This is a genomic window from Enterobacter sp. DVT3837 (genome assembly GCF_056238685.1).
On the sequence record NZ_JBWDLA010000005.1, the window covers coordinates 75094 to 90683 of the forward strand.

Below are 15590 nucleotides of genomic sequence, written 5' to 3' on the forward strand. Positions count from 1 at the left end.
CCGATGGAAGGAAGAAAAACCAATGTGATGGTCGTGGGGAAAACCGGTAGCGGTAAGACAGCCATCAGCGTTGATGTTATGCGGACCTTTTTATCAGAACGACAACTCCGCGACTGGCGTGAATTGCGCAAAGACATTCAGAACGATGGCAAAAAACCAGGAGACGAACATCATGACAACCAGGGATAACGGTGGTCCGGGAAAAACCCGTCACCTTAACGATATAGCGGCCTGCTGCGAGGCGATGGGGATGCGTGTCATCTGTGTTAATGCTGCAGAGCGCGACTTCTGGCTTTCAGCGTCTCAGCAGAGCGCTCCCGTCCTTGACGGGAAGGCTGGGATTTCTCAACACATAATGCAACGGCAGCGTGGGCACTGTCTGTTCCTGGGTAAAGCCGGCTCAGGTATGAGCGTAACAAAACAGCATATGGCCCGGATTTTCCTGGCGAAATCTGACGTCAGCCGGATTAAGGCGCTGTACAGCGGAGAGGACGGGGAGAGGCTGGCGGCGGCTATCAGAGACAACTGCAGCGTCTGGTTTCCGCTGAATCCCGGGGGTAACGGGAATGATGCTTAAGCTTCTGTCCGTCCTGCTGTATTGCCTTCGATGGCTTGCCTGGGCTTTTCATTATCTGATTATCTGGCCTGCCGCCACGCTGATGCTGCTGGTTGCCATGCTTTTGTGGATGGAGAACACCACACCCGGAGAGGCGATGGCGCAGGAGATTATGTCCGTCACGCATAACGTCAGCAGTGGTGAGTTCCGTATTGCAGCCTGCCGCGATGAACCTTTACAACCCGTTATACCGGCTACCCCGCCGGACAAGCCTGTGCAGATTTTTGCAGGTGGTCCTTCTGCCGTTTGCCAGGACAGAGGCAGCGACATCATCGATGCTAAAGGATATGCCGCTCATGTTGACGGGGCGCTGAGTCCGCTTAAGTTGCTGTGGATTGTGATGGCCATTGTGTTTTCAGGGGCGGCGCTGCTTATGGGATGCCGTCCGTATTTCTGCCTGTACGGTCAGATGCGCTCAGCTCGTTTTCGCTACGGTATCCCTGCCAGCCGCCCGGCCCCTGCGACGGAAACGGTAAAAACGGCCGACAATAAAAAGGAGGATGACCGTGAGTAATCCACTGGATACCGTCACCCGCACGGTCAACTCGCTGCTGACGGCGCTGAAGATGCCCGATGCGTCCTCTGAGGCGAACGATGTCCTCGGGCAGATGCGCTTCCCGCAGTTCAGCCGTGTGCTGCCGTACCGCGACTACGATGCGGAAACCGGCCTCTTCATGAACGAGAAGACGATGGGCTTTATGCTCGAGGCGCAGCCCATCAACGGCGCCAACGAAACTATCGTGTCGTCGCTGGAAAACCTGATGCGCACCAAGCTGCCCCGCGAGGTGCCGGTGGCCGTTCACCTGGTGTCCAGCCATCTGGTGGGGCAGGATATCGAGTATGGCCTGCGCGAGCTCTCATGGACGGGGGAAAAGGCCGATACGTTCAACGCCATCACCCGCGCCTACTATCTCAGGGCCGCAGAAGAAGGGTTCCCGCTGCCCGATCACCTCAACCTGCCGCTGACCCTGCGTAACTACCGGGTGTACATCTCCTGCTGCGTCCCCCGCAAGCGCGGAAGTAAGGCCAGCGTGATGGAGATGGAGAATCAGGTGAAAATCATCCGCGCCTCGCTGCAGGGGGCGCAGATAGCCACCCGCAGCGTGGACGCGGATGCCTTCATCCGCATTGCGGGCGAAATGATTAACCACAACCCGGATGCGCTGTATCCCACCGAACGGGAACTGGACCCGCTCAAGGATCTGAACTACCAGTGCGTGGACGATACCTTTGACCTGAAGGTGAAGGCCGACTACATGACGCTGGGGCTGCGCGGTAACGGTCGCAACAGCACCGCGCGCATCATGAACTTCCAGCTGACCAAAAATCCGGAGCTGGCCTTCCTCTGGAATATGGCCGACAACTACAGCAACCTTCTCAACCCGGAACTGTCCGTTTCGTGCCCGTTTATCCTGACGCTGGTCCTTAGCGTGGAAGACCAGGTAAAGGCGCAGAACGAGGCCAACCTGAAGTTCATGGATCTTGAGAAGAAGTCCAAGACCAGCTACGCCAAGTTCTTCCCGGGCGTGGCGCAGGAGGCAAAAGAGTGGGGCGATCTGCGCCAGCGCCTGTCGTCCGGGCAGTCCTCGCTGGTGAGCTATTTTCTGAACGTGACCCTCTTCTGCCGCGATGACCAGGAAACTGCGCTGAAGGTCGAGCAGGACGTACTGAACAGCTTCCGTAAAAATGGCTTCGAGCTGATTTCCCCGCGCTTTAACCATATGCGCAATTTTCTCGTGAACCTGCCGTTTATGGCGGGCGGCGGCCTCTTTAAGCAGCTGCGCGAGTCCGGCGTGCTGCAGCGCGCCGAAAGCTTTAATGTCGCCAATCTGATGCCGGTGGTGGCGGACAGCCCGCTGGCCACTTCCGGCCTGCTGGCACCGACCTACCGCAACCAGCTGGCGTTTATCGACCTGTTCAGCCGCGGCATGGGTAACACCAACTTCAATATGGCGGTGTGTGGCACCTCCGGCGCGGGGAAAACCGGGCTTATCCAGCCCCTGATACGCAGCGTTATCGACTCCGGCGGCTTCGCCGTGGTGTTCGACATGGGCGACGGCTACAAGTCCCTGTGCGAGAACATGGGCGGTGTCTACCTCGACGGCGAAACGCTGAAGTTCAACCCGTTTGCCAACATTACGGACGACAACATCGACGAGATGGCCGAGCGCCTGCGCGACCAGCTGTCGGTGATGGCCAGCCCCAACGGCAATCTGGATGAGGTGCACGAGGGCCTGCTGCTCAAGGCGGTCAAGGCCACGTGGCTTACGAAGAAAAACCAGGCGCGCATCGACGACGTGGTCGACTACCTGGTCATGGCCCGCGACAGCGAGGAGTATGCAGGCTCCCCGACCATCCGCAGCCGCCTCGATGAGATGGTGGTGCTGCTGACCCAGTACACCCGCGACGGGGTGTACGGCAGCTACTTCAACTCCGACGAACCGTCCCTGAAGGACGAAGCCCGGATGGTGGTGCTTGAGCTTGGCGGACTGGAGGACAGGCCGTCCCTCCTGGTGGCGGTGATGTTCTCGCTCATTCTCTACATTGAGAACCGCATGTACCGCACGCCGCGCAGCCTGAAGAAGCTCAACGTGATAGACGAAGGCTGGCGCCTGCTGGACTTCAAGAACAACAAGGTCGGGGCGTTTATCGAGAAGGGCTACCGTACCGCCCGCCGCCATACAGGTTCGTACATCACCATTACGCAGAACATCGTCGATTTTGACTCGGAAACGGCCTCCAGCGCCGCCCGCGCGGCATGGGGTAACTCGTCCTACAAAATTATCCTCAAGCAGTCGGCTAAAGAGTTCGCCAAGTACAACCAGCTGTACCCGGACCAGTATTCGCAGCTGCAGCGCGACATGATTAAGGGTTTTGGCAGCGCGAAGGACAACTGGTTCAGCAGCTTTATGCTGTCGGTTGAGCACCTGACGTCCTGGCACCGCCTGTTCGTCGATCCGCTCAGCCGGGCAATGTACTCCTCGGACGGTCCGGACTTTGAGTTTCTGCAGCAGCGACGCCGGGAGGGGCTGAGTATTCACGAAGCCGTCTGGGAGCTGGCGTGGAAAAAATCCGGGCCGGAAATGGCCGCGCTGGAGCGCTGGCTTCACGAGCATGAAGGGAAGACCATCTCATGAAAAAACACGTACTCATTAACGCCGCGCTGATTGCCGGCATGCTGGCTGCGAGCGCAGGCGTCAGCTGGCTGGTCTGCCAGCTTAACCGTCCTGTGGTTGTGGCCTTCAACATGAAATCCACGGTGGATGCCTTCTTTGACAGCGCCGGTCGCCGTTCGCTGGACGAGGCGCAGACAAAAGCACTCTCAGACCGCTTTAACGCGTCACTGGAGGCCAGCCTCCGGGACTGGCAGATCCGCCATCGTGCCCTCATCCTTGTCGCACCTGCCGTGGTGCAGGGGGCGCCGGATATCACGCGTGAAATCCAGTCTGACGTGGCCCGCCGGATGAAGGAGGGGGCGTGATGCGCGCCCTTGCCCTGGGCCTGACGCTGCTGACCGGCAGCGTGACGGCCGCTGACCTCGGGACGTGGGGCGACCTCTGGCCGGTGGCGGAGCCGGATATGCTGACCGTTATCGAAAGCCGGCTGCAGACGCTGGCGCAGTCCGGCGAGATGGACAAAAAGATGGCGGAGTTTAAGGCACGCGTGGTGCGCAACAGCCAGCGCCCGCCTGCCGTTGAGGGAATAACCCGCGCGGTGCGCTACGAGCGGCGCTGGTTTGACCCGAGCGTGCGGGTGGACAAGGCGCTTGCCGACGACAGGGGCAACGTGTTTGCTCAGGCCGGGCAGGTCTTTAATCCGCTTGATGTGGTGCCGTTTAACGAAACCCTGCTGTTTATCAACGGCGACGATGCGGAGCAGCTCGCGTGGGTACAGCGACAGAAGCCTGACACCCTGATCACCCGCATCATTCTGGTTCAGGGCAACATTCCGCAGACGTCGGAGAAGCTCGACAGCCGCATTTTCTTCGACCAGAACGGGGTGCTGACCGCCCGGTTCGGCATAAGCCAGGTGCCGGCGCGGGTAACGGCGGCACCCAGCGGGAAGCGCCTTCAGGTGGAAATTATTCCGCCCGATATGGAGCAGTATGACGCAGGAGGTGCCCGGTGAAAATGCTGACTGCGTGTCTGTTCGGGCTGCTTCTGTTGGGCAACAGCCCCGTGGCTTCGGCGGACGCCGCCTGCGAAGGGCGTTTCGTCAATCCGATCACCGATATCTGCTGGCGCTGCATGTTTCCTCTGTCGCTCGGCAGCACAAAAGTCACGGGCGGAGATTTACCGGACACGTCCAATCCCGGGAGCCCGATACAGTTTTGTCCAATGCCGCCCCCGGTATTTCAGCGCATCGGCCTGGCAATAGGGTACTGGGAGCCCATGGCCATGACCGATGTGGCGCGTTCTCCAGGCTGCATGGTGAACCTCGGTGGATTCACCATTAACCTGGGGAAAATGGGGATGGGCACCGCAAAAAAGGATGAAAAACAGGTGAACGGCGCGTTCTACCACGTCCACTGGTACAAATATCCGCTGACGTACTGGCTCAACATCATCACCTCCCTCGGGTGCCTGCAGGGCGGCGATCTGGATATCGGATACCTGTCTGAAATCGACCCGACATGGGGGGACAGCGCCCTGACCTCCATTCTGAATCCGGAGGCGGTCATTTTTGCCAACCCCATCGCGCAGGGCGCATGTGCGGCCGACGCGGTGGCCAGTGCAGCAAAAACGTCGGTTGACGCGCTGTTCTGGTGCGCCGGATCGCAGGGGTCAATGTATCCCTTTAACGGCTGGGTGAGCAATGAGTCCAGCCCCCTGCAGTCTTCCGTTCTGGTCAGCGAGCGCATGGCGTTCAAGCTGCACCGTCAGGGGCAGATAATGGAGAGCATCGGGGAGGATAAAAAGGTCTGCTTCGAGTATCCGTCACCCATTATTCCCAAAACGCGCTGGCGCTATCAGATGGTGAATATGTATCCGGACGTGGCGCAGTGCCATCCCTTCGGCCGAACGGTCATGCGCTGGGAAACGGGGCGTAACCCGCCGAATACGAAGAAAAACTACGGCTATCTGCTCTGGCGCAAGCGCAACTGCGTCTTCCTCTGAGAAAAAGGAAACTTCCATGAAAACTCTGTCCGGTCTGACGGCGGCGCTGCTGCTGTCAGCATACTGTTGCACTGCGCTGGCGTCAGGGGCTGATGAGGCGAACCGCGAGTTTATTCGTCAGCAGGAGTCTTTCAGCCAGCAGCTGAGGGGGCAGGACAACGCGCCGCTGCGCCAGATTCTGGAGCAGCAGGTGCGCCAGAACCCTCTTTCAGCAGACGACGCGCGATTTATTGGGGAGCTGAAACAGCGCCAGCGCGAGAACCTGCAGGATAAACCGACGCACGGCGCTCTCTATTTCGTCTCCTTTGCCATCCCGCAGGCGGGGCTTAAGCGCATGCTGGGCGAGGCGCGCCGCTACGACATTCCCGCCACCCTGCGGGGCATGGTCAACAACGACATGAAAACGACGGCAACCGCCGTGATGGCGCTTGTTCAGGACGGTTCAGCCAGCGGTGTTGCCATCGATCCCACCCGCTTTCGTGAGTACGGGATCACCAGCGTGCCGTCCCTGGTGGTGTACTGCGAGGCGGGCCACGACGTGATTCGCGGCAATCTTCATCTGAAGCAGGCGCTGGAAAAGGTGGTGGAGAAGGGCGAGTGCAGGGATGAGGCGCAACAGCTGCTTAGTAAAGGAGAGGCCCGATGAAAAGAGCAATACTGATGCCGGTGCTGGCCATTGCCACCACGATGGCGGGCGTAAATGCATTTGCCGATGCTGACGCGCAGTACAGAGCGGGGGCTGATTTTGCCCGTCAGGTACAGGGGCAGGGGGAGAGCAGCCTGAAAAACTTTAACCCCTCAGCGTCTATCCCCAACTATACCGCCTCGCCCGGTGAGAAGAAGTACTATGGCGGCGTGACGGCGACCGGTGATGGTGCGCTGAAAGCGGACGGTACCACGGGCTGGACTACTAATGAGGCCACAAAGGCCGTCACCGACTCGTTTGTTAACAACCCGAAGGAGCCCATTTCACCCGACGCGCCGTTTATTAAGGCCAGCCAGGATGTCCAGTCCCGCGCCGATACCATCATCGGCAAAACGGGGCAGACGCAGTGCGAAGCGCAGAACATCAGCCGCAGCGAGTTCACCAACTATACCTGTGAGCGCGACCTGCTGGTTGAGCAGGCCTGTACGCGCACGGCCAGCATTACCGGCCACTACGAAAACACCACGGTGACGCGCACCTACACGGTGCCCAACAGCGACTTTACCTATACATACGACGGCAACAAGACGGTGAACTTCAGCTTCCGTGCGCCTGCAACCGGTACCGTGCTGAGCGCGTCGGTTGCCGTCCATTTTAATGACAAAAATATGTACTACGGCTTCTCGTGGTGGGGCGTAAATGCGGATTCTGTGGCTAAAAGGGATAACGGATGGGCGCTGCCCGGTGCCGCGGGGGCTGCGCTGACCGCAGGACAGTACTCTCCACAGGGGGCAATGCTCAACAAAAACTGCCTGAGCGGTAAACAATCCCGCTGTCGGGAATATGCTCAGAAGACGCTGTCCTGGATGCAGGGCGGTACGCAGGCCTGGATGACCGCCACCCTGACCATGCAGGTGACGGACAAAAAATGGGTGCCGGACGTGGTCTGGAACGAATCCTGCCCGTTCAGCAAGAGCGAAGGTACGCTCAAAAAGACCGAATGTATTGAGCCGGGGAGCACAAAAACGGTGGTGGTTGACGGGGTGTCATACCCGGTCACGCAGGCTTGCTGGAAGTACAAAGACACGTATATGACCCAGGCTGCTGACAATGGCACCTGCAAAACCTACATGGACAATCCGGCCTGTACGCTTGCCTCACGCACCTGCGCCTTCACGGCAGAAGACGGCAGCGGCTGCCTGCATGAATACGCGACGTACTCCTGTGAAACGCGTACTTCCGGTCAGGTGATGATATGCGGCGGCGACACCTTCTGTCTTGATGGTGACTGTGAGCGGGCGCAGAACGGTAAAAACAACGATTTTGCACCTGTCGTTTCGGCACTCGCCGCGCTGGCCGCTGCGGGCAAGGACGTGGCCGCCATTAACAGCGTTAACGTGCGCGCCTTTACCGGCAGCGCGAAGTTCTGCAAGAAGTTTGCGGCAGGATTCAGCAACTGCTGTAAAGACGGCGGCTGGGGCCAGGACGTCGGGCTTGCCAGGTGCAGCAGCGAGGAGAAAGCGCTGGGCAAGGCCAAAGAGAATAAGCTCACGGTCAGTATCGGTGAGTTCTGTTCAAAAAAAGTGCTCGGCGTCTGTCTCGAGAAAAAGCGCAGCTACTGTCAGTTTGACTCTAAGCTGGCTCAGATAGTGCAGCAGCAGGGACGTAACGGTCAGCTTCACATCGGCTTTGGCAAGGCCAGCAGCCCGGACTGTCGCGGCATCACCCAGACCGAGCTGCAGCAAATTAATTTTGAAGCGCTCGACTTCTCGAACTTTTTCGACGATCTGCAAAAGAACAAGAAAATCCCGGATAACGACACCCTGACGAAGCGCGTCCGCGAGGAAATCGCCGCGCAGCTGAAGAACAAACAGTAAGCCACTCATTACTCACTCAGGACTCTCCATCATGAAAATTAAAGGATTTACTGGACGCCTTATCATCAGCCTGATTGTCGCCTCACCGGTGCTTTACTGGTGCGGGAATATCGTTGATGAAACATCGCGCATCGATGTGTTTTTTATGGCGCTGATGGTTGCGCTTTTCGTGGCGGGAGTTCTGCTGGCGTGGCTGTTAAACCCGCTTTTCAAACGATAACCGACCTGCTTCGGGATAAGGAAGGTTCCAGTGAAAATGAGAAAGACAGCGTTAGCGCTGCTGCTTCTTGGCAGCGTTTTTTCCGCCACAGGAAAAGATGCCGGCTGGCAGTGGTACAACGAATCGCACAGAATGCCGGAGGACGACAAATCCTCTTCAGCACAGCCTCAGCAGGCCTCGCCGGACATCATGGAGAAGCTTGCCACGCTTCAGCAGGCCACGAAGCGCGCCATGTACGAGGCCATTCTGTATCCGGGCGTGGAGAACTTTACCCGCTACTTCCGCCTGCAGAACTACTGGACGCAGCAGGCCGGGCTGTTCTCGATGAGCGCCAAAAAAGCCATGCTCGAGCACCCCGAACTGGACTACAACCTGCAGCACAGCCACTACAACGGTACCGTGCGCAACCAGCTGGCGGCGGACTTTGCCGACCAGCGCCGCGCCATTGAAACGCTGGCTCAGCACTATGGCGTGATGTTCTTCTACCGCGGACAGGACCCGATCGACGGCCAGCTGGTTCAGGTCATTAAAAACTTCCGCGAGACGTATCACCTCAGCGTCATTCCGGTCTCCGTGGACGGTATCGTGAATCCACTCCTGCCGGATACCCGAATGGACGGTGGACAGGCCAGCCGGCTGGGTATTCGTTACTTCCCGGCGCTGATGCTGGCCGATCCTAAAAGCGGGACGGTCAAACCCGTCTCGTATGGCTTTATCAGCCAGGATGACCTGGCGAAGCAGTTCCTCAACGTTTCCACAGATTTTGCCCCCAACTTTTAATACAGGGAGAGTTCGCATGCGCAAATTCCGTTTTCGCCTGCCTGAGTTCGACGTGCCCGGATTATGGGTGCTGAGCCTCGGGATATGGTTTCACATTGTTTCCCGCCTGGTCCGGCGCGAGCCGGAGATGGCCATTCTTCTGGCGCAGATAATCGGCGTCTCGATGGCGCTCTGGGGGGGATACCGCATCATCAACCGCTGGATAGATGCCGCCCGTGAGGCCGAAAAGGCCCGTGATGCCGGAGGATGCCGACATGAACCTTAGACATACCGTGTTTACCGTGGCGCTCATGACCCTCAGTCTGGCCACACAGGCTTCCACGATGGACGAGATCAAATCGTTATGGCATCCACAGGGGGCGCGAGCGTCGGGATCTCTGCCTACATCCCCGGAAGACCCTGAAGCTAAGCCACTTCCGGCGAAGCAGCCGGTCTGGTACCGCCTAAGCAACGGGCGCCAGGTCAATCTGGCCGACTGGAAGGTCGTGCTGTTTATGCAGGGACACTGCCCGTACTGCCACCAGTTTGATCCGGTCCTGAAGTCGCTGTCGGCACGGGTGGGGTTTGGGGTGATGGCCTACACCATCGACGGTCAGGGGGATGCGTCCTTTCCCGATGCGCTGCCCGCGCCGCCGGAGGTAATGAAAACCTTTTTCCCTAACCTGCCCGTGGCCACGCCAACCACCTTTCTCGTCAACGTAAACACCCTTGAAGCCCTGCCCCTGCTGCAGGGCGCGACCGACGAACAGGGCTTTATGGCCCGAATGGATACGGTCCTTCAGATGCGCGGAGTGAAATGATGATAAACCTGTTCAGACACCGCAGTCTTCTGGGCTGCATGCTTCTCGTCTGTTCAACAACCGTTAGTGCGGACGTGAACAGCGACATGAACACCTTCTTTAATAAGCTGGGCTTTGACTCCAATACCAGCCAGCCACAGGTCTGGCAGGGGCAGGCCGCTGGCTACGCCACGGGTGGCTCACTATATGCCCGTACGCAGGTGAAAACCGTCCAGCTTATCTCCATGACGCTGCCCGACATCAACGCCGGCTGCGGCGGTATCGATGCCTATCTGGGCTCCTTCAGCTTTATTAACAGCGATCAGCTGCAGCGTTTCGCCAAGCAGATTATGTCCAATGCGGCCGGATACTTCTTCGATCTGGCGCTGCAGACTACGGTACCGGAAATCAAGACTGCTAAAGACTTCCTGCAGAAGATGGCCAGCGACATTAACAGCATGAACCTCAGCTCCTGCCAGGCGGCGCAGGGGATTGTCGGCGGTCTGTTTCCGCGCACTCAGGTCTCCCAGCAGAAGGTCTGCCAGGACATTGCCGGTGAGAGCAACATGTTTGCCGACTGGGCGGCATCCCGTCAGGGCTGCACGGTGGGGGGAAGCATGGATAAGGTCCGTGATAAGGCCAGTGATAAGGATAAAGAGCGCATAACGAAGAATATCAATGTCATCTGGAATGCGCTCGGAAAGAACCGCATGTTTGACGGGAATAAAGAGCTTAAGGAGTTCATCATGACCCTGACCGGAACAATGGTCTTTGATGAGAAGGGTAATATAACCCCGCTTCCGGCAAGAACGACCGATCGCGACCTTATTCGGGCCATGATGGAGGGGGGGACTGCACGGGTGTATCACTGTAATGACAGCGATAAATGTCTGAAGGTGGTTGCCGATGCTAATGTCACGATCAGCCAGAAAAATGCACTGAAAAATCAGATAAAAGACATCCTTTCCAGCATTCAGAATAAAGCCGTTGCCGATCTAAAGTTAACCGAGAAAGAGAAGGGATTTATCACAAGTACTACCATCCCGGTCTTCAAGTACCTGGTTGATCCCCAGATGCTGGGGGTTTCTAACAGCCTCGTTTATCAGCTAACCGATTACATCGGCTACGACATTCTTCTCCAGTACATCCAGGAGCTGGTCCAGCAGGCCCGTGCAATGGTGGCAACGGGAAACTATGACCAGGCGGTTATCGACAGCATCAATAATAACCTCAACGAAGCCACGCGGCAGATAGCCTCCTTCCAGGCACAGGTGCAGGTACAGCAGGATGCGCTTTTGGTTGTTGACCGCCAGATGAGCTATATGCGCCAGCAGGTCTCGGCACGCATGCTGCAGCGCTACCAGAACAACTATCACTTCGGGGGGGCGCGCTGATGCAGGAAATCTATGTCATCGCGGGCGGCGACTGGCTGACGCAGACGCTGAATGCCATCGTCACGTTCATGTCGACGGAGAACTGGGTTGTTATTCGGCGTATTGCGACGGCTTTCTCTGTGCTGGTTGTAGCCATTTCGTGGATACGACGGCACAACATCATGGATATGCTGGGCTGGGCAGGCGTCATTGTGCTGATGTCGCTGCTGGTCAGTGTTCGCACCTCCGTACAAATAATCGATATCAGTAATCAGACAAAGGTCTATAAAGTCGATAACGTGCCCGTCGGGCTGGCACTGCCTGCATCGCTGACCACCAAAATTGGATATGCCCTTGTTCAGGGGTATGAAATGGTCTTTTCACAGCCCGACAGCATCACCTACAGCAAAACCGGCATGATATTTGGGGCGAATCTGGTTTCACGCAGTACGGACTTTTTATCACAGAACCCAGAGATAACGACGATATTCACGGACTATGTGCAGAACTGCGTGATGGGCGATATTTTCCTGAACGGAAAATATACCATGGAAGATCTAATGAACAGCGCAGACCCGTATACGCTGATTTTCTCAAAGCCGAGTCCGCTGAGGGGGGTATTCAACAACAATAATCAGTTTTTAACCTGTGAAGAAGCCGCTGCGGTAATTAAGCCAAAGCTTGCCCTGGATACTCAGACCGGAGGAAAAACATGGAGTTACTACGTGCGTCAGCTTTTTGGCGGACGTCCGAATCCTGACATCTTGTTCAGCCAGATGATCGGGGACAGCTATAACTATTTCTATGGTGCCGGTCAGAGCGCCGCGTCGATTGTCCGTCAGAATGTGACGATGAACGCTTTGCGAAATGGCATCATGAGCTATGCAGCCCGCAACGGTGACACCTCAAGCCTGCTGAATATCGCCACTACGTCATCGATGGAGAAGCAGCGGCTGGCGCATGCGACGGTCGGTCAGGTGGCATTACGCTCACTACCTATGTCTCAGACGTTGATTGTCGGTCTGACCATCGGAATATTTCCCCTGATGGTGCTGGGCGGGATGTTTAACGCCGTTACCCTTAATGTGCTGAAGGGGTACGTGCTGGCTATCATGTGGGTGCAGAGCTGGCCGCTGCTTTACGCCATCCTCAACAGCTGCATGACCTTCTATGCGAAGGCTAACGGTTCACCAGTGGTTCTCTCGGAGTTGTCGCAGGTGCAGATAAAATACTCAGACCTCGCTACCACGGCTGGCTATCTGTCCATGCTAATCCCCCCGCTTGCATGGGGAATGCTGAAGGGACTGGGGGCGGGGTTCTCAAATCTCTACAGCCATCTGGCCTCTTCCGCTATCAGCCCTGCAGCCACTGCTGCCTCTGGTGCTGTTGATGGTAACTACTCCTACGCCAACATGCAGACCGAGAACGTGAGCGGCAACAGCTGGAACACCAACAGTTCGACCATGTTCGGACAGATGAGTCAGCAACTGGGCAATGGTGCGACGTCCACACAGATGCGTGACGGCAGTACGGTGACAGACTCCACTCAGGCCGCGAGTAAGCTGCCCGTGAGTATTAATTTTGCCCGTCAACTGGCCTCAGCGCAGCAGGAGATGGCGCGCGAGGCCCAGACGCAGTCCCAGAGCGCGATGCAGAGCTTTAGTAGCAGTATGTCAAGCACGTGGCAGACCCTCAGCCAGTTTGGCACCAACCGGGGGAGCAGCGATTCGATGACGCAAGGTGCCGACAGCACGATGAGTGCGCAGGACTCCATGATGGCCAGCAAGATGCGCACTGCGGTGGAGAGCTACGCGAAGGCGCATAATATCAGTAATGATCAGGCGACTCAGGAACTGGCTTCACGAAGTTCTCGTGCTTCCGCTGGTCTTTATGGCGATGCAAGTGCACATGGTGGTATAGGGATTAAAGCTTTCGGTACAGGCGGTGGTGTTAGTTTCAGGGCAGGTGCTAAAGCCGGCGTCGACTTTGATGATTTAGACTCTCATCAGGCAAGCAGCAGCACGCGAGCGAGCCAGGATGCGCGTCATGATATTGATGCAAAATCCACCAAAGACTTCAAGGAGGCCAGCGATTACTTTACCAGCCGCAAGATAAATGAATCAGGCAGTCATACGGATAACAACGCCGCATCACGTGCGGACCAGTTGTCTGCATCACTGAGTTCTGCAAAACAAAGCCTTGAACAGTACTCGACCAGTCAGGCACGCAGCAAGGAATATGCTGAAATGGCATCCCGAACCGAAACCATGAGCGGGCAGGTTAACGAAGATCTCAACCAGCAGTTTGCCCAATACGTTCGTAAACAGGCACCGCATGATGCCGATTCTTTGCTAACGGATACCGGTTCACCAGAGGTTGCAGCGAAACGAAGAGAACTGGCCTGGTCATTTGTACAAAGTCAGGTTCAGCCTTCGGTGGATAATGCGTATTCGGATGCGAAAGATGGGCTTGGTCAAAGTATGGACAATGTGTCTGCGGGAGGCGGGCGTCAGGAGGTGTTATCTGACCATGCGGCGCATAAGGCTTCCATTGAAAGTGCAACGTCAGACGCAGGTATTAAAGGGAATGTGAAAGGCTCGGTAGACGGTATGATGACTGAGACGCGAAATAATATCTCAGGAACACAAAGTGAAATAAAGGGAGCTTCAGCGTCCGTCGATAATCAGTATTCAGCACTGGAGCGCCATCACCAGTCCGAAGCGAATAATCAGGGTGCTAAGTACAATCACGAGAAAGCATCACAAAACGCTATTCCGGGAGCTGACAGTCCTGAAGAACTTCTGGAAAAAGCAAAGAAACTGGAGAATAATCACAAGAAATGATCAGGGAGATTATCGGATATGAAAGAGCTGATGCGAATTATGTGGGTTCTGCTTATACAGTATATCGCCTGCTCGCTTGCAGGGTGGGCAACATCCGTCATGCTCCTGATACTTGCGTTGTTGATTATGTGGCAGGGTATATTTGCATATATTAATTATCGAGTTCGCAAGCAGAAGTGTTTGTATAGTCAGAAAGATGTATCGCCAGTAATGTACATGGTTCTTTCTGTCCCCGCGATCAGCTTCCCTGTGTTGGCCCTATTTATATTTTTCGGGCTCTCGATCTACAGGGTCTGTGTAATAAGTGGTGTAACTGTTGGAGATGAATCTCTAAAAGATCAGTTTTATTTTGACCGTGCGTTTCAAAGTGATCCATTTCCTTATGAATCAGGACTACACGATTCTGCGGGAGCTGGATTGAATCCAGCTACAGGATTGCCAATGTGCGGGCTAGTTGATACTTCTGGTAATTTTTATGGGTGTTCATCTGAATCATACAGACGCTCGGACAGTTAGATACCCTTAATTATTTTAGATTATGGGCAATCGCCAAGCTATGAATGGATATAATAAACAAAGGAAATAACGTTAATGAAAAAGATGATGATGGTGGCTCTGGTCAGTTCCACGCTGGCCCTTTCAGGGTGTGGTGCGATGAGCACAGCAATTAAGAAACGTAACCTCGAGGTCAAAACGCAGATGAGCGAAACGGTCTGGCTTGAACCATCAAGCGAGCGTACCGTTTTCCTGCAGATCAAAAACACGTCTGATAAAGACATGAGCGGTCTCCAGTCTAAAATTACCGAAGCTGTTAAAGCCAAAGGCTACCAGGTCGTGACCTCGCCGGATAAAGCCTACTACTGGATTCAGGCGAACGTACTTAAGGCCGACAAAATGGACCTTCGTGAGTCACAAAGCTGGCTCAGCCGTGGCTACGAAGGTGCAGCGGCAGGGGCCGCGCTGGGTGCCGGTATTACCGCCTATAATTCCAGCTCTGCCGGAGCCACTCTGGGCGTAGGACTTGCTGCCGGCCTTGTTGGCATGGCCGCTGATGCGATGGTCGAAGACATCAACTACACCATGATCACGGATGTGCAGATTGCCGAGCGTACCAAAGCGACCGTGACCACGGACAACATCGCCGCCCTTCGCCAGGGAACCTCCGGCGCCAAAATTCAGACCAGCACCGAGCAGGGGAACCAGCATAAATATCAGACCCGTGTGGTATCAAATGCGAACAAGGTTAATCTGAAATTCCCCGAAGCCCAGCCTGTGCTTGAAGATCAGCTGGCTAAATCTATCGCGAACATTCTTTAATTAATACCAGGGGCGGTTTCTT

The 15590-nt window shown here is 56.2% G+C and carries 17 protein-coding genes; all 17 read left to right on the forward strand.

Going from position 1 to position 15590, the window contains the following annotated elements:
- Positions 1-3: 3 nt before the first annotated feature.
- The 17 genes from AC0XWG_RS25660 to traT all read left to right on the forward strand — a co-directional run bounded on the left by AC0XWG_RS25660 (position 4) and on the right by traT (position 15568).
- Positions 4-189: a hypothetical protein gene (locus tag AC0XWG_RS25660; RefSeq protein ID WP_072271147.1), complete on the forward strand. Its 186-nt coding sequence runs from the start codon at positions 4-6 to the stop codon at positions 187-189.
- On the forward strand, positions 173-577 hold the full coding sequence (locus AC0XWG_RS25665) for a hypothetical protein (protein WP_060446847.1): 405 nt from the start codon (positions 173-175) through the stop codon (positions 575-577). The genes AC0XWG_RS25660 and AC0XWG_RS25665 overlap by 17 nt, the downstream gene beginning before the upstream one ends.
- Positions 567-1130 carry a conjugal transfer pilus-stabilizing protein TraP gene (gene traP / locus AC0XWG_RS25670; protein WP_060446829.1) on the forward strand — a complete coding sequence of 188 codons (564 nt, stop codon included), beginning with the start codon at positions 567-569 and terminating at the stop codon, positions 1128-1130. Before AC0XWG_RS25665 ends, traP begins: the two co-directional genes overlap by 11 nt.
- The gene (gene traC, locus AC0XWG_RS25675) at positions 1117-3753 is read left to right on the forward strand and encodes a type IV secretion system protein TraC (RefSeq protein WP_230201910.1); all 2637 of its coding nucleotides are present in this window, start codon (positions 1117-1119) and stop codon (positions 3751-3753) included. The genes traP and traC overlap by 14 nt, the downstream gene beginning before the upstream one ends.
- On the forward strand, positions 3750-4097 hold the full coding sequence (gene trbI / locus AC0XWG_RS25680) for a type-F conjugative transfer system protein TrbI (protein WP_060446830.1): 348 nt from the start codon (positions 3750-3752) through the stop codon (positions 4095-4097). Before traC ends, trbI begins: the two co-directional genes overlap by 4 nt.
- The gene (traW, locus tag AC0XWG_RS25685; protein WP_060446831.1) at positions 4097-4744 is read left to right on the forward strand and encodes a type-F conjugative transfer system protein TraW; all 648 of its coding nucleotides are present in this window, start codon (positions 4097-4099) and stop codon (positions 4742-4744) included. Before trbI ends, traW begins: the two co-directional genes overlap by 1 nt.
- 2 nt (positions 4745-4746) lie before the next feature.
- The gene (traU, locus tag AC0XWG_RS25690) at positions 4747-5733 is read left to right on the forward strand and encodes a conjugal transfer pilus assembly protein TraU (RefSeq protein WP_060446848.1); all 987 of its coding nucleotides are present in this window, start codon (positions 4747-4749) and stop codon (positions 5731-5733) included.
- A 16-nt stretch (positions 5734-5749) separates the two neighbouring features.
- Positions 5750-6379 (forward strand): type-F conjugative transfer system pilin assembly protein TrbC, encoded by a 630-nt coding sequence (gene trbC, locus AC0XWG_RS25695; RefSeq protein WP_060446832.1) that lies wholly within the window; start codon positions 5750-5752, stop codon positions 6377-6379.
- A complete protein-coding gene (traN, locus tag AC0XWG_RS25700) occupies positions 6376-8256 on the forward strand; it encodes a type-F conjugative transfer system mating-pair stabilization protein TraN (protein ID WP_060446833.1) in 1881 nt (626 codons plus the stop codon). The genes trbC and traN overlap by 4 nt, the downstream gene beginning before the upstream one ends.
- Before the next feature lie 31 nt (positions 8257-8287).
- Entirely contained in the window at positions 8288-8476 is a 189-nt protein-coding gene (gene trbE / locus AC0XWG_RS25705; RefSeq protein WP_025759809.1) for a conjugal transfer protein TrbE, read from the forward strand.
- Between the two features lie 36 nt (positions 8477-8512).
- Positions 8513-9256 carry a type-F conjugative transfer system pilin assembly protein TraF gene (gene traF / locus AC0XWG_RS25710; protein ID WP_060446849.1) on the forward strand — a complete coding sequence of 248 codons (744 nt, stop codon included), beginning with the start codon at positions 8513-8515 and terminating at the stop codon, positions 9254-9256.
- A gap of 16 nt (positions 9257-9272) precedes the next feature.
- Positions 9273-9521 (forward strand): type-F conjugative transfer system pilin chaperone TraQ, encoded by a 249-nt coding sequence (gene traQ, locus AC0XWG_RS25715; RefSeq protein WP_008324126.1) that lies wholly within the window; start codon positions 9273-9275, stop codon positions 9519-9521.
- The gene (gene trbB / locus AC0XWG_RS25720) at positions 9511-10056 is read left to right on the forward strand and encodes a type-F conjugative transfer system pilin assembly thiol-disulfide isomerase TrbB (protein ID WP_060446834.1); all 546 of its coding nucleotides are present in this window, start codon (positions 9511-9513) and stop codon (positions 10054-10056) included. Before traQ ends, trbB begins: the two co-directional genes overlap by 11 nt.
- Positions 10056-11429 (forward strand): conjugal transfer pilus assembly protein TraH, encoded by a 1374-nt coding sequence (traH, locus tag AC0XWG_RS25725; protein ID WP_045379406.1) that lies wholly within the window; start codon positions 10056-10058, stop codon positions 11427-11429. The genes trbB and traH overlap by 1 nt, the downstream gene beginning before the upstream one ends.
- Positions 11429-14251 (forward strand): conjugal transfer mating-pair stabilization protein TraG, encoded by a 2823-nt coding sequence (gene traG / locus AC0XWG_RS25730; protein WP_060446835.1) that lies wholly within the window; start codon positions 11429-11431, stop codon positions 14249-14251. Before traH ends, traG begins: the two co-directional genes overlap by 1 nt.
- A gap of 18 nt (positions 14252-14269) precedes the next feature.
- On the forward strand, positions 14270-14767 hold the full coding sequence (locus AC0XWG_RS25735) for a hypothetical protein (RefSeq protein ID WP_063132060.1): 498 nt from the start codon (positions 14270-14272) through the stop codon (positions 14765-14767).
- Positions 14768-14842: 75 nt separating this feature from the next.
- A complete protein-coding gene (gene traT / locus AC0XWG_RS25740; protein WP_060446836.1) occupies positions 14843-15568 on the forward strand; it encodes a conjugal transfer complement resistance protein TraT in 726 nt (241 codons plus the stop codon).
- Positions 15569-15590: the final 22 nt, after the last annotated feature.